General features: G+C 61.4%; 19 protein-coding genes. 14 read left to right on the top strand and 5 right to left on the bottom strand.

Annotation, left to right across the window (positions count from 1 at the left end):
- Position 1: 1 nt before the first annotated feature.
- From ACF8K2_RS25975 to phhA, 4 genes are all read right to left on the bottom strand, one after another.
- Positions 2–1189: an MFS transporter gene (locus ACF8K2_RS25975; protein WP_392468816.1), complete on the bottom strand. Its 1188-nt coding sequence runs from the start codon at positions 1187–1189 to the stop codon at positions 2–4.
- Between the two features lie 93 nt (positions 1190–1282).
- Positions 1283–1411: a hypothetical protein gene (locus tag ACF8K2_RS25980; protein ID WP_264082843.1), complete on the bottom strand. Its 129-nt coding sequence runs from the start codon at positions 1409–1411 to the stop codon at positions 1283–1285.
- 259 nt (positions 1412–1670) lie between these two features.
- The gene (locus ACF8K2_RS25985; protein ID WP_186557413.1) at positions 1671–2027 is read right to left on the bottom strand and encodes a 4a-hydroxytetrahydrobiopterin dehydratase; all 357 of its coding nucleotides are present in this window, start codon (positions 2025–2027) and stop codon (positions 1671–1673) included.
- A 39-nt stretch (positions 2028–2066) separates the two neighbouring features.
- Positions 2067–2855 (bottom strand): phenylalanine 4-monooxygenase, encoded by a 789-nt coding sequence (gene phhA / locus ACF8K2_RS25990; RefSeq protein WP_186557414.1) that lies wholly within the window; start codon positions 2853–2855, stop codon positions 2067–2069.
- A gap of 260 nt (positions 2856–3115) precedes the next feature.
- On the opposite strand from phhA, the gene ACF8K2_RS25995 reads away from it, so the two are divergent.
- Entirely contained in the window at positions 3116–4675 is a 1560-nt protein-coding gene (locus ACF8K2_RS25995; RefSeq protein WP_186557415.1) for a sigma-54-dependent transcriptional regulator, read from the top strand.
- 39 nt (positions 4676–4714) lie between these two features.
- Here the strand turns inward: ACF8K2_RS25995 and ACF8K2_RS26000 are convergent, their stop codons facing one another.
- A complete protein-coding gene (locus ACF8K2_RS26000) occupies positions 4715–4972 on the bottom strand; it encodes a DUF2790 domain-containing protein (protein WP_186557416.1) in 258 nt (85 codons plus the stop codon).
- Between the two features lie 409 nt (positions 4973–5381).
- On the opposite strand from ACF8K2_RS26000, the gene acs reads away from it, so the two are divergent.
- The 13 genes from acs to astE all read left to right on the top strand — a co-directional run bounded on the left by acs (position 5382) and on the right by astE (position 19943).
- A complete protein-coding gene (acs, locus tag ACF8K2_RS26005; RefSeq protein ID WP_186557417.1) occupies positions 5382–7343 on the top strand; it encodes an acetate--CoA ligase in 1962 nt (653 codons plus the stop codon).
- 483 nt (positions 7344–7826) lie between these two features.
- Positions 7827–8612: an ABC transporter substrate-binding protein gene (locus ACF8K2_RS26010; RefSeq protein ID WP_186557418.1), complete on the top strand. Its 786-nt coding sequence runs from the start codon at positions 7827–7829 to the stop codon at positions 8610–8612.
- A gap of 92 nt (positions 8613–8704) precedes the next feature.
- Positions 8705–9394 (top strand): ABC transporter permease, encoded by a 690-nt coding sequence (locus ACF8K2_RS26015; RefSeq protein WP_186557419.1) that lies wholly within the window; start codon positions 8705–8707, stop codon positions 9392–9394.
- On the top strand, positions 9391–10089 hold the full coding sequence (locus tag ACF8K2_RS26020) for an ABC transporter permease (protein WP_186557420.1): 699 nt from the start codon (positions 9391–9393) through the stop codon (positions 10087–10089). The genes ACF8K2_RS26015 and ACF8K2_RS26020 overlap by 4 nt, the downstream gene beginning before the upstream one ends.
- 22 nt (positions 10090–10111) lie before the next feature.
- Positions 10112–10876: an ABC transporter ATP-binding protein gene (locus ACF8K2_RS26025; RefSeq protein ID WP_186557421.1), complete on the top strand. Its 765-nt coding sequence runs from the start codon at positions 10112–10114 to the stop codon at positions 10874–10876.
- Positions 10877–10975: 99 nt separating this feature from the next.
- Positions 10976–11956, top strand: coding sequence for a transcriptional regulator ArgR (gene argR / locus ACF8K2_RS26030; RefSeq protein WP_186557422.1), 981 nt, complete (start codon positions 10976–10978; stop codon positions 11954–11956).
- Between the two features lie 350 nt (positions 11957–12306).
- A complete protein-coding gene (locus ACF8K2_RS26035; protein WP_186557423.1) occupies positions 12307–13515 on the top strand; it encodes an aspartate aminotransferase family protein in 1209 nt (402 codons plus the stop codon).
- A 141-nt stretch (positions 13516–13656) separates the two neighbouring features.
- The gene (gene aruF, locus ACF8K2_RS26040; protein ID WP_392468824.1) at positions 13657–14676 is read left to right on the top strand and encodes an arginine/ornithine succinyltransferase subunit alpha; all 1020 of its coding nucleotides are present in this window, start codon (positions 13657–13659) and stop codon (positions 14674–14676) included.
- A gap of 80 nt (positions 14677–14756) precedes the next feature.
- A complete protein-coding gene (astA, locus tag ACF8K2_RS26045) occupies positions 14757–15785 on the top strand; it encodes an arginine N-succinyltransferase (protein ID WP_186557425.1) in 1029 nt (342 codons plus the stop codon).
- Positions 15785–17248 carry a succinylglutamate-semialdehyde dehydrogenase gene (astD, locus tag ACF8K2_RS26050; protein ID WP_392468828.1) on the top strand — a complete coding sequence of 488 codons (1464 nt, stop codon included), beginning with the start codon at positions 15785–15787 and terminating at the stop codon, positions 17246–17248. Before astA ends, astD begins: the two co-directional genes overlap by 1 nt.
- 23 nt (positions 17249–17271) lie before the next feature.
- Complete coding sequence (gene astB / locus ACF8K2_RS26055; RefSeq protein WP_392468830.1) at positions 17272–18621, top strand: N-succinylarginine dihydrolase; 1350 nt, start codon at positions 17272–17274, stop codon at positions 18619–18621.
- A 13-nt stretch (positions 18622–18634) separates the two neighbouring features.
- Entirely contained in the window at positions 18635–18925 is a 291-nt protein-coding gene (locus ACF8K2_RS26060) for a topoisomerase II (protein ID WP_186557428.1), read from the top strand.
- A 10-nt stretch (positions 18926–18935) separates the two neighbouring features.
- Positions 18936–19943 carry a succinylglutamate desuccinylase gene (gene astE, locus ACF8K2_RS26065; protein ID WP_392468833.1) on the top strand — a complete coding sequence of 336 codons (1008 nt, stop codon included), beginning with the start codon at positions 18936–18938 and terminating at the stop codon, positions 19941–19943.
- The last annotated feature ends 23 nt before the right edge of the window (positions 19944–19966 follow it).

Genomic DNA, 19966 nt, shown 5'->3' on the forward strand with positions numbered 1-19966 from the left:
TTCAGGCTTGGCGCAACCGCCGCGCCTGGCGGTACAGATACAGGCTCAGCACCAGCCCGCAAGCCGAGGCCGCTGCGGCAAACAGAAACATCGAGGCAAAGCCAAACCCAGATGCCACGGCGCCCACCAGCGGCCCGGTAATGCCCAGCGACAGATCGATGAACAGCGAATACGCCCCCACCGCGGCGCCGCGGTTGGCTGCTGATACCTGATTCACCGCCTCGACCCCCAGTGCTGGGAAGACCAGCGAGAAGCCAAACCCACTCAACGCAGCGCCCGCCAAGGCAATCTCGGCATTCGGCGCCTGCCACAGCATCAGCAACCCCAGGGTTTCCACCGACAGGCAGGCAATTGCCACCCGGAAGCCGCCGATGCGGTTGATCAGGTTGCCGAACAACAGTCGAGCACTGATGAAGCTGGCGCCAAACAGGCTCAGGGTCAATGCGGCATTGGGCCAGTCGCGGCTGGCGTAGTACAGGGTGATGAAGGTGGCGATGGTGCCAAAACCGATCGAGCCCAGGGCCAGCCCCGAGCCGTGCGGGAACACCTTGCCCAGCACCTGCAAAAACGGCAGGCGCACACCGCTGACAATGGGTGCGGCGCGCTTGGGCCATGCCAGCAGCAGGCCAATCACTGCCAGCAGGATGATGCTCACGCCCATGCTCCACAGCCCCCACTGCTTGACCATCAGCACCCCCAGCGGGGCGCCGACGGCCAGCGCGCCGTAGCTGGCGATACCGTTCCAGGAGATTACCTTGGCGGTATTCTGCGCGCCCACTCGGCCGATCCCCCAGCCGATCGAGCCGGAACCGACCAGGCTTTCTGCGCTGCCCAATACCAGTCGGCCAATCAACAGGCAGGTCAGGCTGAGCCATGGCATGTGGTTGAGAAAACTGCAGGCGAGCATGAACACGCCGCTCAGGCCGCAGCCGAACAGGCCATACATGACCGCTTTTTTGCTGCCCAGGTTGTCGATGATGCGGCTGGCCGTGGGGCGGCTGAGCAAGGTGGCGAGGTACTGCACGCTGATCACCAGGCCCGCAACTACTGCGCTAAAGCCCAGTTCGTTATGCACATAGCCCGGCAGTACGGCCAAGGGGATGCCGATGTTCAGGTAGCCGATAAAGGTGAAGATGACGATCGAGACGACTTGCAGGGTGACCGCAAGGGGGCGCGGTGAATCGGGCATGGAGGGTCTTCGTGGCAGGGGATCTGGACGGTGTGAAAACGTGATGACGTGGGAGTTCCCGAAGGTCAGCCGTTTTCACACTGTCGTGCGCGGTTATTCCTGATCAGCGCTGGATGTATCGTCGCCATCCTGCTCGACGGCAGGCGTCGGCTCGGAGTGGGCGGCAACGGTTTGCTCTTCGGGGTTCAGGCTTGGGAAGGGAAGATTCGGGATTTCATGCATCTCGACGTTCCTCGCAAGTGTGAGTGAAAAGGCTGCGCCAGGCGCGTTTATGGCTTTGGAAAGCTGGGGCAGGATACAGCAGTCTGCATGACAGTTTGAACTTTTTGCCTGTCAGTTGTCGGTTTTGCGGGCGGATACCGGACGGCAACGGGCCGTTTGGCCCTTGAAAATGCAATCGCGGGGCACGCCCGCTCCCACGCGCCTGCTTCGTTGCAAGGGCGTAGGAGCGGGCTTGCCCCGCGATCAGAGGTGTAGCGAGTTACTTGCGGCCTTCAGCCGTCTCGGCAACTTTGTCAGTGCGCGCGCACATGATGAAGTCGTTGCGATGCAGGCCCTTGATCGAGTGGCTCCACCAGGTCACGGTGACTTTGCCCCACTCGGTCAGCAGGCCTGGGTGGTGACCTTCGGCTTCGGCAATTTCGCCAACGGCATTGGTGAACGCCAGCGCGTGCTTGAAGTTCTTGAACAGGAAAACCCGCTCAAGCTCCATGTGGCCGTCACGCACTTCGATGTTCCAGTCCGGGATCTCGCGGATCAGCTGCGCCAGTTCTTCATCGCTGACTTTCGGCGCATCGGCGCGGCAGGCTTCGCAGTGGGCTTGGTTCAAGGCATTCATGGGTGTCATTCCGGTTTGAGTTGTTATCGTCAAGGCGGCTCAGGCAGCGACCTTGGGTGGAAACTTCGGCGCGTGCAGGCCCAGCTGCATGCCCTGGTGGACCATGCCCATGATGTCTTCGTGGGCCAGGTCGAACAGGCGCTTGAGGTTCGGCAGAACGAAATACAGCGGCTGCAGGATGTCGATCCGATACGGCGTGCGCATGGCTTCGATCGGGTCGAACGCCTGGTGTTCCGGCTCGTTCGACAGGCTGTAGACGGTCTCCTTGGGCGAGGAGAGGATGCCACCGCCATAGATCTTGCGACCTTGCGGGGTGTCCATCAGGCCGAACTCGATGGTCATCCAGTACAGACGCGCCAGGTACACCCGCTCTTCCTTGGTCGCGGCCAGGCCGAGCTTGCCATAGGTGTGGGTGAATTCGGCGAACCAAGGGTTGGTCAGCAGCGGGCAGTGGCCAAAGATCTCGTGGAAGATGTCCGGCTCTTGCAGGTAGTCGAGCTCTTCCGGGGTGCGGATGAAGGTAGCCACCGGGAAGCGCTTGCTGGCGAGCAGTTCGAAGAAGGTCTGGAACGGGATCAGCGCTGGCACCCGGGCGACCTGCCAGCCCGTGGTGGCGCCCAGCACCTTGTTGATTTCGCCCAGCTGCGGGATGCGGTCATGGGGCAGCTTGAGCTGCTCGATGCCGTCCAGGTATTCCTGGCAGGCCCGGCCTTCGATCACCTTCAATTGACGGGTGATCAGGGTGTTCCATACCGCATGCTCTTGCTGCGGGTAGTCGATAAAGCCGTGCGCGTCGGGCTCGCGTGCCACGTACTGCGTCTGTTTCATGTGGCTCTCCTGGTGAGGGCGGTCTTTCTTGTTATGGATGCGACATGCCCTAGGAATAGCCCTTCAGCGCAGCCTTTGCACCGGGTGTGGGATGTTTGCTGATCAGGTGAAGCGGGTGATTTCGTAACGTAAATTTTACAAAAAACCGCTTATCCCGGAAAATCACGGAGATCCGGCTGACCTATTATGTAAATTTGTCAGCTTATCTTTACGACTTTTACGCGTGCCGATGAAAAAATCGGCGGCTTCGGGACATTTCCATGCGTATCAAAGTGCATTGCCAGAACCGCATCGGCATTTTGCGAGACATCCTCAACCTGTTGGTCGAGTACGGCATCAACGTGCTGCGCGGCGAGGTTGGCGGCGACCACGGCAATGCCATCTACTTGCATTGTCCGAACCTGGTGAACCTGCAGTTCCAAGCCTTGCGGCCGAAATTCGAAGCGATCGCCGGGGTGTTCGGCGTCAAGCGCGTCGGCCTGATGCCCAGCGAGCGTCGGCATATGGAGCTCAATGCGTTATTGGGCGCGTTAGAGTTCCCGGTGCTGTCGATCGACATGGGCGGCAGTATCGTGGCGGCCAACCGTGCGGCGGCGCAGTTGCTTGGGGTGCGGGTCGACGAGGTGCCAGGCCTGCCGCTGGCGCGCTACGTCGAGGACTTCGACCTGCCCGAGCTGGTGCGGGCGAACAAGTCGCGCATCAATGGCCTGCGCATCAAGGTCAAGGGGGATGTGTTTCTCGCCGACATCGCCCCGTTGCAGTCCGAGCATGACGAAAGCGAGGCGTTGGCCGGGGCGGTGCTGACCTTGCATCGCGCCGACCGCATTGGCGAGCGCATCTATAACGTGCGCAAGCAGGAGCTGCGCGGATTCGACAGTATTTTCCAGAGCTCGCGGGTGATGGCCGCCGTGGTGCGCGAAGCGCGGCGCATGGCGCCGTTGGATGCGCCGTTGTTGATCGAGGGCGAAACAGGTACTGGCAAGGAGTTGCTGGCGCGTGCCTGCCACTTGGCCAGCCCGCGTGGGCAGGCGCCGCTGATGGCGCTCAACTGCGCGGGGTTGCCGGAGTCGATGGCCGAAACCGAGCTGTTTGGCTATGGTCCGGGCGCTTTCGAGGGCGCGCGCGCGGAGGGCAAGCTGGGGCTGCTGGAACTGACTGCAGGAGGCACGCTGTTCCTCGATGGGGTGGCCGAAATGAGCCCGCGCCTGCAGGTCAAGTTGCTGCGTTTCTTGCAGGATGGTTGCTTTCGCCGGGTGGGCAGCGATGAAGAGGTGTATCTGGATGTGCGGGTCATTTGCGCCACCCAGGTCGACCTGTCCGAGCTGTGCGCGCGGGGCGAATTCCGCCAGGACCTGTACCACCGCTTGAATGTGCTGTCGCTGCATATCCCGCCGCTACGAGAGTGCATGGATGGCCTCGAAGGCCTGGTGCAGCACTTTCTCGATCAAGCCAGCCGGCAGATTGGCTGCCCGATGCCGCGCCTGGCGCCCGCCGCCATGGAAAAACTCAGCCACTACCATTGGCCGGGTAATGTGCGGCAATTGGAGAACGTTTTATTCCAGGCTGTTTCATTATGTGAGGGCGGGCTGGTGAAGAGCGAACATATCCGTCTGCCGGATTATGGCGTGCGCCAACCGTTGGGGGAGTTTTCGTTGGAAGGGGAACTTTCGCAGATTGTCGGACGCTTTGAAAAAGCGGTACTGGAAAGTTTGCTTGGTGAATACCCAAGTAGTCGGGCATTAGGCAAAAGACTGGGGGTTTCGCATACAACCATTGCCAACAAGTTGCGTGAATACGCCCTGGGCAAATCGTCTGAGTAAACAGTTGAAGGGGCCGCTAAGCGGCCCCATTCACAGGGATCAACCGTTGGAGCAACCGTTACCCATCACGCGGTATTCGAGAATGTGCTTCTGGCCCTTGGAGTCCTCGTAGGTCATGCGGGCGGGCACTACTTCACAGACGTTAGGAACTTCGCTCATGGACAGAACACGGGCAATGTCCAAGTGCTGCGAGTAACTGTACTGTTCAACCGGAATCTGCTCGACATCGTTTGCAACTTCGTCGGCCATCGCCGCGCTGCAAAGACCGCCAAGTACCAATACCAGTAACGCTTTCATTTTCAATTTACCTGTCTAAGGTCGTGAGGGGGCACGCGGCGCTTGTGACGCCGCGAGTACAACGAGTGTTTAACTATCGGGATGAAGAGGGGATTAACGTTGCCTTCGTGGGGGCTGTTACCAGAAGTTAATCGCCTTGCCGTTGCTGGCGAGGTGAATTTTATGGCCCGGCCTACAGCTGAAACAGTGGGGGTTTTGATAAAGACTGTTGACAGAATCTGTAACAATCGCCGGGAAAACGGCTTTTGATTACTGGTCGAATGCCGGTGTTGTGCGGGCTAGAGCGGTTGCGCGAAATCTCTGCGGCGAAGGAGGGGCTTGCTACTACCAACGTCGAATGGCCTTAGCCGCTCTGGTACAGTTACAAACGGTTCCATACAAAAACAACTATTACACCGAGGTAACACAGATGAGTGCGGCTCCACTGTATCCCGTTCGTCCCGAGGTTGCGGCTACTACCCTGACCGACGAGGCCACCTACAAGGCCATGTACCAGCAGTCGGTGATCAACCCCGACGGTTTCTGGCGCGAACAGGCCCAGCGCCTGGACTGGATCAAGCCGTTCACCAAGGTCAAGCAGACCTCCTTCGACGATCACCATGTCGATATCAAATGGTTTGCAGACGGCACTCTGAACGTTTCCTACAACTGCCTGGACCGTCACCTCGAAGAGCGCGGCGATCAGGTGGCAATTATCTGGGAAGGCGACGATCCTTCCGAAAGCCGCAACATTACCTACCGCGAGCTGCACGAGCAGGTGTGCAAATTCGCCAACGCCCTGCGTGGCCAGGATGTGCACCGCGGCGACGTGGTGACCATCTATATGCCGATGATCCCCGAGGCGGTGGTGGCCATGCTGGCTTGCGCCCGAATTGGCGCGATCCATTCGGTAGTGTTCGGTGGCTTCTCGCCTGAGGCCCTGGCCGGCCGAATCATCGACTGCAAATCGAAGATTGTCATCACTGCCGACGAAGGCGTGCGTGGCGGTCGGCATACGCCGCTCAAGGGCAACGTCGACCTGGCCCTGACCAACCCTGAAACCAGCAGCGTGCAGAAGATCATCGTGTGCAAGCGCACCGGTGGCGACATCGCCTGGCACCAGCACCGCGATATCTGGTACGAAGACCTGATGAAGGTCGCCTCCAGCCACTGCGCACCTAAAGAGATGGGCGCCGAAGAAGCACTGTTCATCCTTTATACCTCTGGCTCGACTGGCAAGCCCAAGGGTGTCCTGCACACCACTGGCGGCTACATGGTCTACGCTTCGCTGACCCATGAGCGGGTGTTCGACTACCGCCCGGGCGAAGTCTACTGGTGCACCGCCGACGTTGGCTGGGTCACCGGCCACAGCTACATCGTCTATGGCCCGCTGGCCAATGGCGCCACCACCGTGCTGTTCGAAGGTGTGCCGAACTACCCGGACATCACCCGCGTGTCGAAGATCATTGACAAGCACAAGGTCAATATCCTCTACACCGCGCCGACCGCGATTCGCGCGATGATGGCCGAAGGTCAGGCCGCCGTTGCCGGCGCAGATGGCTCCAGCCTGCGCTTGCTCGGTTCGGTGGGTGAGCCGATCAACCCTGAGGCCTGGAACTGGTACTACCAGACTGTCGGCAAGGAGCGTTGCCCGATCGTCGACACCTGGTGGCAGACTGAAACCGGCGGCATCCTGATCAGCCCGCTGCCAGGCGCGACTGGCTTGAAACCGGGTTCGGCAACCCGTCCGTTCTTTGGCGTGGTGCCGGCCCTGGTGGATAACCTGGGTAACCTGATCGAAGGCGCCGCCGAGGGTAACCTGGTGATCCTCGACTCCTGGCCGGGTCAGTCGCGTTCGCTGTATGGCGATCATGACCGCTTCGTCGACACCTACTTCAAGACCTTCCGCGGCATGTACTTCACCGGTGACGGTGCGCGCCGTGACGAGGATGGCTACTACTGGATCACCGGTCGCGTGGATGACGTGCTCAACGTTTCCGGTCACCGGATGGGTACCGCCGAGATCGAAAGTGCGATGGTGGCCCACCCGAAAGTCGCTGAGGCGGCGGTGGTCGGCGTGCCGCATGACATCAAAGGGCAGGGCATCTATGTGTATGTGACCCTCAATGCCGGGGTCGAGTCGAGCGAGCAATTGCGCCTGGAGCTGAAGAACTGGGTGCGCAAGGAGATTGGTCCGATCGCTTCGCCGGATGTCATCCAGTGGGCGCCAGGCCTGCCCAAGACCCGCTCGGGCAAGATCATGCGGCGGATCCTGCGCAAGATCGCCACGGCCGAGTATGACGCGCTGGGTGATATCTCGACCTTGGCCGACCCGGGTGTGGTACAGCACCTGATCGATACCCACAAGGAAATGAGCCGCGCTTCGGCTTGATAGCGGCCAGTCTGCACAGAACCCCGCCAGCAACGGCGGGGTTTTTGCATTCTGTTACCTCGACATTCATCGGTAACCGTTTTCTGTCACCTTGGTCGCACGAGAACGGGGCCGTCAGAAACATTCCTGTGCCATTGTGGGGCAATCCTGCAGACAATTCGTGCAGGTTTGCACGCTACACTTGCCGGAATACAAGGGTTTGCCAATAATAGGCGCACTTATTGCTTTGTTTACAGGTTGTTTTCTTTTCGCTCTTGCATAATGAGTGAGAGCTGTCAATATCGCCCGCCGCGGTTTCAAGCGCTTCTGTAACTAGTTGTCGCTTTGAAGAAATATCGACTACCGGGCTGTCGTTAAAATGCCACTCACTCGCTCGTGGTCTGCGACCTTGGTCGATACCCCTCGCGGCTCGCGTTGTACCCATTCGCATTCGGGCAGCTGTTACCCCTGCCTTGTATTGCCCCGTACCGATGGAGTTACCTGATGAAGAAGCTCGCACTGCTTGGCGCCCTGGCGCTGTCCGTGTTGTCCCTGGTATCGCACGCCGATGAGAAACCGTTGAAGATCGGTATCGAGGCCGCCTACCCACCCTTCGCCTTCAAACAGCCCGATGGCAGCATCGCCGGCTTCGACTACGACATCGGCAACGCCCTGTGCGAAGAGATGAAGGCCAAGTGCACCTGGGTCGAGCAAGAGTTCGACGGCCTGATCCCAGCACTGAAAGTGCGCAAGATCGACGCCATCCTGTCGTCGATGTCGATCACTGACGATCGCAAGAAGTCGGTCGATTTCACCAAGCGCTACTACCTGACCCCGGCCCGCCTGGTCATGAAGCAGGGCGTCACCGTCAGTGACAGCCTGGCTGAGCTCAGTGGCAAGAAGATCGGCGTGCAGCGCGGCTCGATCCACGACCGTTTCGCCAAGGAAGTCCTGGCGCCTAAAGGTGCAACCGTCGTGCCTTACGGCACCCAGAACGAAATCTACCTGGACGTGGCTGCCGGTCGCCTCGACGGCACCGTGGCTGACGCTACCCTGCTCGAAGATGGTTTCCTCAAGACCGACGCCGGCAAAGGCTTCGCGTTCGTTGGCCCATCGTTCACCGACGTGAAGTACTTCGGCGACGGCGTCGGCATTGCCGTGCGCAAAGGCGACAAGGCCAACGCTGAGCGGATCAACGCCGCCATCGACGCCATTCGCGCCAACGGCAAGTACAAGGCGATCCAGGACAAGTACTTCAACTTCGACATCTACGGGCCTGACGCTCAGTAAGACATCGAGTTTCACCTGTGCAATGGTGCAAACAGCAGAGACTCTGAGGTTTGCACCATTTTTCATTCCCTGGGTCTAGAGGAATCCCAATCATGTTGAAAGGCTACGGGGCAGTCATCCTCGACGGGGCGTGGCTGACGCTGCAGCTCGCCCTGTCGTCGATGGCCCTGGCCATCGTGCTTGGCCTGATCGGCGTGGCGCTAAGGTTGTCGCCAGTGCGCTGGCTGGCCTGGCTGGGCGATATGTATGCCACGGTCATTCGCGGCATTCCGGATCTGGTGCTGATCCTGCTGATCTTCTATGGCGGCCAGGACATTCTCAACCGGGTGGCGCCGCTGCTCGGCTACGAAGACTATATCGATCTCAACCCGCTGGTGGCCGGTATCGGCACCCTGGGTTTCATCTTTGGTGCTTACCTGTCGGAAACCTTCCGCGGTGCCTTCCTGGGCATTCCCAAGGGGCAGGCCGAGGCAGGCGTGGCGTACGGCATGAGCAGCCGCCAGGTGTTCTTCCGCATCATGGTGCCGCAGATGATTCGCCTGGCGATCCCAGGCTTTACCAACAACTGGTTGGTATTGACCAAGGCTACCGCGCTGATCTCGGTGGTGGGTCTGCAGGACATGATGTTCAAGGCCAAGCAGGCGGCTGATGCCACCCGCGAACCCTTCACCTTCTTCCTGGCGGTGGCAGCCCTGTACCTGGTGATCACCAGTGTCTCGCTGCTGGCGCTGAAGTACCTCGAGAGGCGCTACTCGGTGGGCGTTAAGGCGGCAGAACTATGATCTTCGACTACAACGTCATCTGGGAGGCGCTGCCGCTTTATCTTGGCGGCCTGCTGACCACTCTCAAGCTGCTGGCGCTGTCGCTGTTGTTCGGTTTGCTGGCGGCGGTGCCGCTGGGCCTGATGCGCGTTTCCAAGCAGCCGTTGGTGAACATCACTGCCTGGCTGTACACCTACGTGATCCGCGGCACGCCGATGCTGGTGCAGCTGTTCCTGATCTACTATGGGCTGGCCCAGTTCGAGGCGGTGCGCGAGAGCATCTTCTGGCCGTGGCTGTCGAGCGCGACGTTCTGTGCTTGCCTGGCCTTCGCCGTCAACACCAGTGCCTACACTGCAGAAATCATCGCCGGCAGCCTCAAGGCCACCCCGCATGGTGAGATCGAAGCGGCCAAGGCCATGGGCATGTCACGCTTCAAGATGTACCGGCGCATCCTGCTGCCGTCGGCCATGCGCCGAGCGCTGCCGCAGTACAGCAACGAAGTGATCATGATGCTGCAGACCACCAGCCTGGCCTCGATCGTCACCCTGATCGACATCACCGGCGCGGCGCGCACCGTCAATGCCCAGTACTACCTGCCTTTCGAGGCCTATATCACGGCGGGCGTGTTCTACCTGTGCCTGACCTTCATTCTGGTGCGCCTGTTCAAGATGGCCGAACGCCGCTGGCTCGGCTACCTGGCGCCGCGCAAGCACTGAACGCTCTGTGAGAACCGACAGCATGTACAAACTCGAAGTCCAAGACCTGCACAAGCGCTATGGCAGCCATGAAGTGCTCAAGGGCGTGTCCCTGGCCGCCAAGGCAGGCGATGTGATCAGCATCATCGGCTCCAGCGGTTCGGGCAAGTCGACCTTTCTGCGCTGCATCAACCTGCTCGAGCAGCCGCATGCCGGCAAGATCCTGCTCAACAACGAAGAGCTCAAGCTGGTCGCTGGCAAGGATGGCGCGCTTAAGGCTGCCGATCCCAAGCAGCTGCAGCGCATGCGCTCGCGCCTGTCGATGGTATTCCAGCACTTCAACTTGTGGGCGCACATGACGGCGCTGGAAAACATCATCGAAGCACCGGTGCATGTGCTGGGCATGAGCAAGAAAGACGCGCTGGAAAAAGCCGAGCATTACCTGGCCAAAGTCGGCGTTTCGCACCGCAAGGACGCCTACCCAGGGCATATGTCCGGTGGCGAGCAGCAGCGTGTGGCGATTGCCCGGGCGCTGGCTATGGAGCCGGAAGTGATGTTGTTCGACGAGCCGACCTCGGCGCTAGACCCAGAGCTGGTGGGCGATGTACTCAAGGTCATGCAGTCGCTGGCCCAGGAAGGCCGGACCATGGTGGTGGTCACCCACGAGATGGGCTTTGCTCGCGAGGTGTCCAATCAGCTGGTGTTCCTGCACAAGGGGGTAGTGGAGGAGGCGGGCAATCCGCGCGAGGTGCTGGTCAATCCGCAATCGGAACGGCTCAAGCAGTTTCTCTCTGGCAGCCTGAAGTAAAGGCTGCACCTTTGCACCATAATAGGGCATGCTGCGCAGCGAGCGCAGCCTGACCCGGCGCCACTGACTCGAACTTCCCAAGGTTTCGGACCACGCCCTATGACCACCCAGCGAATCGGTTTTCTCATCTGGCCCAGCACCAAGCCGTTGACCTTGGCGTTGGCCGAGGAGGCATTGCTGGTGGCCCAGCGGGTGCATCCAGATGTCGTCTACGAGCTGGTGTTCCTTCAGGCCGAGCCGTCCGAGCAGCAAGGCTGGCGTCTGCCGGGTGAGCCGTGGAATGGGCGTCTGGAAGGTGTGCACAAGCTGTTGCTGCTGGCCGATGAGCCGCCCACGGCGGTCAATGCCACGCTGTCGACCGCGCTCAAGCAGCTGGCGCGCAGTGGCTGCATGATCGGTGGGCTTTCCGCAGGCGTGTATCCGTTGGCGCTGTTGGGTTTGCTCGACGGCTATCGGGCTGCGGTGCATTGGCGTTGGCAGGACGATTTCGGCGAGCGCTTCCCCAAGGTGATCGCCACCAGCCATCTGTTCGACTGGGATCGTGACCGCCTGACCGCCTGTGGCGGCATGGCCGTGGCTGACCTGCTGCTGGCGGTGCTGGCCCGTGATCATGGTGCCGAACTTGCCGGGGCGGTGTCGGAGGAGTTGGTGGTCGAGCGCATCCGTGAGGGTGGCGAGCGTCAGCGGATTCCATTGCAAAACCGCCTGGGTTCCAGTCATCCAAAGCTGACCCAGGCAGTGCTGCTGATGGAGGCCAACATCGAAGAGCCGCTGACCACTGACGAGATCGCCCAGCATGTGTGCGTGTCTCGCCGACAGCTGGAGCGGATCTTCAAGCAGTACCTTAATCGGGTGCCGAGCCAGTATTACCTGGAGTTGCGCTTGAACAAGGCGCGGCAGATGCTGATGCAGACCAGCAAGTCGATCATCCAGATTGGCTTGTCGTGCGGGTTCTCTTCCGGGCCGCATTTCTCCAGCGCCTATCGCAACTTCTTTGGCGCCACCCCGCGCGAAGATCGCAACCAGCGCCGTAGCAACAGCCCGTTCGAGCTCAGCTCGGCTCCTGCCGAACGCGGCTGAAATCTGCCCCGGATAGATTGCGTGGGAGCGGGCTTGCCCGCGATTGCGTCAGCAGAGCCTACACCGCTCCCAATTGAGAAACGCTCGCTTGTCACCCTCGCTGCCAATCTGTCGCAATAGGCTGTGAACAAGCGTTCACCCATTTGCGGCTGCCATCTCCCCGACAAACCCTGCCTCCTTTACACTGCGCGATTGCGACACTGTTTGTCGCATTGCCGAAAGCCTGGCTAAAACAGGGTTTTGCGCTGTAACAAGTTGTCGCTTGGCCGCAAGGACAGGCGCTGATCAGTCCTTACAATCCCCCCATCGCTCGCCACTTTCAGGCCAGCGTTCCTCTTCAGGAGACTCAGATGTCCGTTGAGCAAGCCCCGGTGCAACGTGCCGATTTTGACCAGGTCATGGTTCCCAACTACTCCCCGGCGGCCTTCATTCCTGTGCGAGGCGAGGGTTCCCGAGTCTGGGACCAGTCGGGTCGCGAGCTGATCGACTTCGCGGGCGGCATCGCGGTAAATGCCTTGGGTCATTGCCATCCGGCACTGGTCAAGGCCCTGACTGAGCAGGCCAATACCCTCTGGCACGTCTCCAACGTGTTCACCAACGAGCCGGCCCTGCGCCTGGCGCATAAACTGGTGGATGCGACTTTTGCCGACAAAGCGTTCTTCTGCAACTCTGGCGCCGAATCCAACGAGGCCGCTTTCAAGTTGGCCCGTCGCGTCGCCCACGACCGTTTCGGCCCTGAAAAGCACGAGATCATCGCCACCCTGAACAGCTTCCACGGGCGCACCCTGTTCACCGTCAGCGTCGGTGGCCAGCCGAAGTACTCGGACGGTTTCGGCCCGAAGATCACCGGTATCAGCCACGTGCCGTACAACGATCTGGAAGCGCTCAAGGCGCAAATTTCCGACAAGACCTGCGCGGTAGTGATCGAGCCGATCCAGGGTGAAAGCGGCGTAGTGCCAGCCGACAAGGCCTACCTGGAAGGCGCGCGTAAACTGTGCGACGAGCACAATGCCCTGCTGATCTTCGATGAAGTGCAAACCGGCGTTGGCCGTACGGGCTCGCTGTACGCCTACCAGCACTATGGCGTCACCCCAGACATCCTCACCAGTGCCAAGAGCCTGGGCGGCGGTTTCCCGATTGGCGCCATGCTGACCACCGCAGACCTGGCCAAGCACCTGGCCGTTGGCACCCACGGCACTACCTACGGCGGCAACCCGCTGGCCTGCGCCGTCGCCTGCGCGGTGCTGGATGTGGTCAACACGCCCGAGGCCTTGGCGGCTATCACCGCCAAGCACGCGCGCTTCAAGGCGCGCCTGGAGAAAATCGAGCTGTTCAGCCAGGTGCGCGGCGTCGGCCTGCTGATCGGCTGCGTCCTGGTCGATGCCTGGAAAGGCAAGGCCAAGGACGTGCTCAACGCGGCCGAGAAGGAAGGCCTGATGGTCCTGCAGGCCGGCCCGGACGTGGTGCGTTTCGCGCCAAGCCTGGTGGTCGAAGATGCCGACATCGATGAAGGCCTGGATCGCTTCGAGCGCGCCATCGCCAAGCTGACCCAGGGCTGATCGCCCTTGTCGCCGGCCCGGTGCGTAACGCCGGCCGGCGATCGCTGAATTCCAGTGCGGGTGCCTGCCAAGTCAATAATCACGGCGCCCGCCGTTTTTCCGTGCCGAGCCACTCGGCCCGTATTCCAAAGGAGTGACACCATGCTGGTAATGCGCCCCGCGCAAATGGCTGACCTCAATGAAGTGCAGCGCATGGCTGCGGACAGCCCCGTTGGTGTCACTTCGCTGCCGGATGATGCCGGTCGCCTGGGCGACAAGATCGCAGCGTCCGAGACCTCGTTCGCCGCTGAAGTCAGCTTCAATGGCGAGGAGAGCTACTTCTTTGTCCTCGAAGACAGCGAAACTGGCAAGTTGGCCGGCTGCTCGGCGATCGTCGCCTCGGCAGGCTACTCCGAGCCGTTCTACAGCTTTCGCAACGAGACCTTCGTGCATGCGTCGCGCGAGCTGAAGATCCATAACAAGATCCACGTGCTGTCGCTGTGCCACGACCTGACGGGCAACAGCCTGCTGACCAGCTTCTATGTGCTGCCCGAATTGGTCGGCACTGGCTGGGCCGAGCTCAATTCGCGGGGTCGCTTGCTGTTCATGGCCGCTCACCCTGAGCGCTTTGCCGATTCGGTGGTCACCGAGATCGTTGGCTACAGCGACGAGCACGGCGAGTCGCCGTTCTGGGATGCCATTGGGCGCAACTTCTTCGACCTCAATTATTCCGATGCCGAACGCCTGTGTGGCCTGAAGAGCCGCACCTTCCTCGCCGAGCTGATGCCGCACTACCCAATCTACGTGCCGCTGCTGCCGGACCTGGCCCAAGAGGCCATGGGCCAAGTGCACCCGCGCGCGCAGATCACCTTCGACATCCTCATGCGCGAAGGCTTCGAGACCGAGCACTACATCGACATCTTCGACGGCGGCCCCACCCTGCATGCGCGGGCTTCGGGGATCCGCACCATCGCGCAAAGCCGCGTGGTGCCAGTCAAGCTTGAGCCGGTGCCGGCCAAGGGTGGTCGCCCGTACCTGGTGTGCAACGGTCAGTTGCAGGATTACCGCGCTGTGTTGCTGGAGTTCGATTGGGTGCCGGGCAAGCCGGTCAGCCTCAGTAGCGAAGCCGCCGAGGCCCTAGGTGTCGGTGAGGGGGCAAGCGTGCGTCTGGTCGCCGTTTGATGGCCGTGGCCGGATAGCCACGGGGCGCGACCGGCAGCAGAGTTTCGCGGCAGGCACAGACCGCCGCACAAGGAGATAGCATGATCGTTCGTCCTGTACGCAGCAGCGATTTACCCGCGCTGATCGAATTGGCACGGAGCACCGGCACGACCGGGCTGACCACCTTGCCGGCCAACGAGGAGCGCCTCGGCCAGCGGGTGCGCTGGGCCGAGAAGAGCTTTAACGGCGAAGCCGGGCGCGGTGACACCGATTACCTGTTCGTGCTGGAGAACGACGAAGGTCTGGTAGTGGGTATCAGCGCCATCGCCGGAGCGGTCGGCTTGCGTGAGCCTTGGTACAACTACCGGGTCGGGCTGACGGTCAGCGCTTCGCAGGAGCTGAACATCTATCGTGAAATCCCCACGCTGTTTTTGGCTAACGACCTGACCGGCAATTCCGAGCTGTGCTCGCTGTTCTTGCGTAGCGACTATCGCAATGGCCTCAATGGCCGCCTGTTGTCCAAGGCGCGGATGCTGTTCATTGCTGAGTTCCCCGAGCTGTTCGGCAAGAAGGTGATCGCTGAAATGCGCGGTATCTCCGACGCGGCCGGTCGCTCGCCGTTCTGGGAATGCCTGGGGCGGCACTTCTTCAAGATGGAGTTCAGCCAGGCGGACTATCTCACTGGCGTGGGCAACAAGTCGTTCATCGCCGAACTGATGCCCAAGTTCCCGCTGTATACCTGCTTCTTGTCTGAAGCGGCGCGCGAGGTCATTGGCCGGGTGCACACCGACACCGAGCCTGCACTGGCCATGCTTGAGCGCGAAGGCTTCAACTATCAAGGCTATGTCGACATCTTCGACGCAGGCCCGGCGATCGAGTGCGAGACCGCCAAGATCCGTGCCGTGCGCGAGAGCCAGAACCTGGTGTTGGCGGTGGGTACGCCAGGCGACGATGCCACGCCTTATCTGATTCACAACCGCAAGCGCGAAGACTGCCGCATCACCGCCGCGCCCGCACGCCTGGCGGCGGGCACCTTGGTGGTCGATCCGCAGACCGCCAAGCGCCTGCGCCTGGGCGCTGGCGATCATGTGCGCGCGGTGCCACTTTCGGCCGCGCGGGAGGCTCAGTAATGACGACTCATTTCATCGCGGGGCACTGGCAAGCAGGGCAGGGCGAGCCACTGCAATCGCTCAATCCGGTCACTCAGGCAGTCGTTTGGCAAGGTCAGGGCGCCACTGCCGCTCAAGTCGACGCGGCAGTGACAGCAGCGCGGCAGGCCTTCCCGGCCTGGGCGCAACTGAGCCTGGATGCGCGTATTGCCGTGCTTGAGGCTTTTGCCGATCAGCTCAAAGCCAATGCCGACGAGCTTGCGCGTTGCATCGGTGAAGAAACCGGCAAGCCGTTGTGGGAGTCGGCCACCGAAGTGACCAGCATGGTCAACAAAGTGGCGATCTCGGTGCAGAGCTATCGCGAGCGCACCGGGGAAAAGAGTGGTCCACTGGCGGACGCTACGGCGGTGTTGCGGCACAAGCCGCATGGCGTGGTGGCGGTGTTTGGCCCGTATAACTTCCCCGGCCACCTGCCTAACGGCCATATTGTGCCGGCGCTGTTGGCGGGTAACTGCGTGGTGTTCAAGCCGAGTGAGCTGACCCCCAAGGTCGCCGAGTTGACGGTCAAATGCTGGATTGCCGCCGGCTTGCCTGCGGGTGTTCTCAATCTGCTGCAGGGCGCTCGCCAGACCGGTGTCGCCCTGGCCGCCAATCCAGGTATCGATGGCCTGTTCTTCACCGGCTCCAGCCGTACCGGCAATCTCCTGCACCAACAGTTCGCAGGGCGCCCGGACAAGATCCTTGCCCTGGAAATGGGCGGCAATAATCCGCTGCTGGTCGATCAGGTCAAGGACCTGGACGCTGCGGTGTACACCATCATTCAGTCGGCCTTCATTTCTGCGGGGCAGCGCTGCACCTGCGCCCGCCGCCTGCTGGTGCCGCAAGGTGCCTGGGGTGACGCGCTGCTGGCGCGCCTGGTCGAGGTGAGTCGCACGATCAGCGTTGGCGCGTTCGATCAGCAGCCGGCACCGTTCATGGGTTCGGTGATTTCCTTGCAGGCCGCCCAGGCATTGCTGGATGCGCAACAAGCCTTGCTCGGCAATGGCGCTGTAGCGCTGTTGGAAATGACCCAGCCGCAGCCTGACGCCGCGCTGTTGACCCCGGGCATTGTGGATGTCACCGCTGTGGCTGAGCGCCCGGACGAGGAATTCTTCGGGCCGTTGCTGCAAGTGATCCGCTACAGCGATTTCGACGCCGCCATCGATGAAGCCAACGCTACCCAGTACGGCCTGGCGGCGGGCCTGTTGTCAGACTCGCGTGCGCGCTACCAGTACTTCTGGCTGCGTAGCCGTGCCGGCATCGTCAACTGGAACAAACAGTTGACGGGGGCGGCCAGCAGTGCGCCGTTCGGCGGTGTGGGTGCCAGCGGCAACCACCGCGCCAGTGCCTATTACGCGGCCGACTACTGCGCCTATCCGGTGGCTTCGCTGGAGACCGCCAGCCTCGCCCTGCCGGCGACTTTGACGCCGGGCGTCACCCTATAACAAACGGTCTCGGAGCCTAGCCGATGAAATCCTACGAAGTGAATTTTGATGGCCTGGTGGGGCCGACCCACAACTACGGCGGTCTGTCTTACGGTAACGTGGCCTCGCAGAGCAATAGTCAGCAGTGCTCCAACCCGCGTGAAGCGGCGCGCCAGGGCCTGGCCAAGATGAAGGCGCTGAGCGACCTGGGCTTCAAGCAGGGCGTACTGGCCCCGCAGGAGCGGCCGGATGTCGCCGCCCTGCGTCGGCTGGGCTTCTCTGGCAGCGATGCCGAGGTGATCAGCCGCGCCGCGAAAGAGGCCATGCCGCTGCTGGTCGCCAGCTGCTCGGCGTCGAGCATGTGGGTGGCCAATGCCGCCACGGTCAGCCCAAGCGCCGATACCGCCGATGGTCGCGTGCATTTCACCGCTGCCAACCTCAACTGCAAGTACCACCGCAGCATCGAGCATCCGACCACCAGCCGGGTGTTGGCAGCCATGTTTGCCGATGAGCAGGTGTTCGCTCATCACCAGGCGCTGCCTGCGGTGGCCCAGTTCGGCGACGAAGGTGCGGCCAACCACACGCGCTTCTGTCGCAGCTATGGCGAGCCAGGGGTCGAGTTCTTCGTCTATGGCCGCAGCGCTTTTGACAGCCGCTTCCCGGCGCCGCAAAAGTACCCGGCCCGGCAAACCCTCGAGGCCTCGCAGGCCGTGGCCCGGCTGCACGGGCTCAGCGACGACGGGGTGGTCTACGCTCAACAGAACCCGGCAGTGATCGACCAGGGGGTGTTTCACAACGACGTAATCTCGGTGGGCAACGGCGAGGTGCTGTTCTACCACGAAGACGCCTTCCTCGAGACCGATGCGGTGCTTGCGCAACTGCAAGCTAAACTGGCCAGCAAGGGCGCTAACTTCCAGGCCATCCGGGTGCCTCGGGCGGCGGTAGCGGTAGAGGACGCGGTGCGTTCCTACCTGTTCAACAGCCAGTTGCTCTCGCGTGAAGATGGCTCGATGCTGCTGGTGGTGCCGGAGGAGTGTCGCAACAACGAGCGGGTCTGGAGTTTTCTTGGCCAGCTGACCCGCAATGGCGGCCCGGTCAAGGAGGTCAAGGTATTCGACCTCAAGCAGAGCATGCAAAACGGCGGTGGCCCGGCTTGCCTGCGCTTGCGCGTGGCCTTGAAGGAATCGGAACTGGCGGCGGTCAATCCAGGCGTTATCATGTCGCCGTCGCTGTACGACACCTTGGTCCAGTGGGTCGACAAGCATTACCGCGATCGCATGAGCGAGACCGACCTTGCCGACCCGCAACTGCTGGTCGAGTGCCGTACGGCCCTGGATGAATTGACCCAGATCCTCATGTTGGGCTCGGTCTATCCGTTCCAACGCCAACCTTGAAGAGAGAATTGTAATGTCCGACGCCCTGCGCCTGATCCTTGAAGATGAAGACGGCACCCAGCTGGAAACCTCCTGCACGCGGTTTGCCGTGGTCTGGCAAGGTAAAGAAGTGTGGATCCAGCAGGACGGCCGCGGCCAGCTGCTGATCGGCGTTGATGTCGCCGAAGACGACACCGAGTACGCCAACCTGTTGCTGCGCCCGATGGCCACCAACCTGGTCAGCCTGGAGCTGGAAATGGAGTCGGCAGAAGTCGGCGACGATGACGACCACGTCCACGGTCCTGACTGCGGTCACCACCACTAAGGAAACGCCTATGCTCGCCCTCGGCAAATTGCTTGAGCTGACCCTGACCGATCACGAACCGGCCGAGAAGACCCAAGTGACCACCCGGGGCGTGCGTTTGCGCTGGCTGGGCGAGGGTGCGTTGGAAGTGCGTCCGCCTGAAGGCGAGGATTGCGGTCTCGACCTGCTGTTGTCAGCCGGCATCCATGGCAACGAGACGGCACCGATCGAGCTGCTCGAGAAGTTGCTGCATGGTGTGGCCAATGGCGAGATCAGGCCGCGCGCGCGGGTGCTGTTCCTGTTCGGCAACCCGCCTGCGATCCGCAAGGGCGAGCGTTTCATCGAGCAGGATATCAACCGCCTGTTCAACGGCCGTCACGCGCTTTCCAGTGGTTTCGAAGCGTTGCGCGCCGCTGAGCTTGAGCAGTTCGCCCGGGTGTTTTTCAGCAAGCCTGAGCGCACCCGCCTGCATTACGATCTGCACACTGCCATCCGCGGCTCGAAGATCGAGCAGTTCGCGCTATATCCGTACAAGGAAGGGCGCAAGCACTCGCGCCGTGAGCTGGCCCGTCTGGCAGCGGCGGGCATGCAGGCGGTACTGCTGCAGAGCAAGTCTTCGATCACTTTCAGTGCGTTTACCTATGAACAGCTAGAGGCCGAAGCCTTCACCCTGGAGTTGGGCAAGGCGCGGCCATTTGGGCAGAACGAGCAAGTCAATCTCGACCGGCTCGAGACCCGCCTGCGGCAGATCATCGAAGGCAACGAGCCGCCGACCGATGAGACACTCGATGGCTTGCAGCTGTTCAGCGTGGCGCGTGAGATCATCAAGCACAGCGACTCTTTCAACTTGCACCTGCCGACGGATATCGAAAACTTCTCCGAGTTGGCCAAAGGCTACCTGTTGGCCGAAGACCTGGCCGAGATGCGCTGGGTAGTCGAGGAGGAGGGCGCGCGGATCATTTTCCCCAACCCAAAGGTCAGAAATGGCCTTCGGGCAGGGATCCTTATCGTGCCATCCAGCGCGCAGGGGCTTGCTTGAGTTGATTGGCTCGATCCGTGTTC

This window comes from Pseudomonas sp. xss_2, from assembly GCF_043104195.1.
Classification (GTDB): domain Bacteria; phylum Pseudomonadota; class Gammaproteobacteria; order Pseudomonadales; family Pseudomonadaceae; genus Aquipseudomonas; species Aquipseudomonas urmiensis.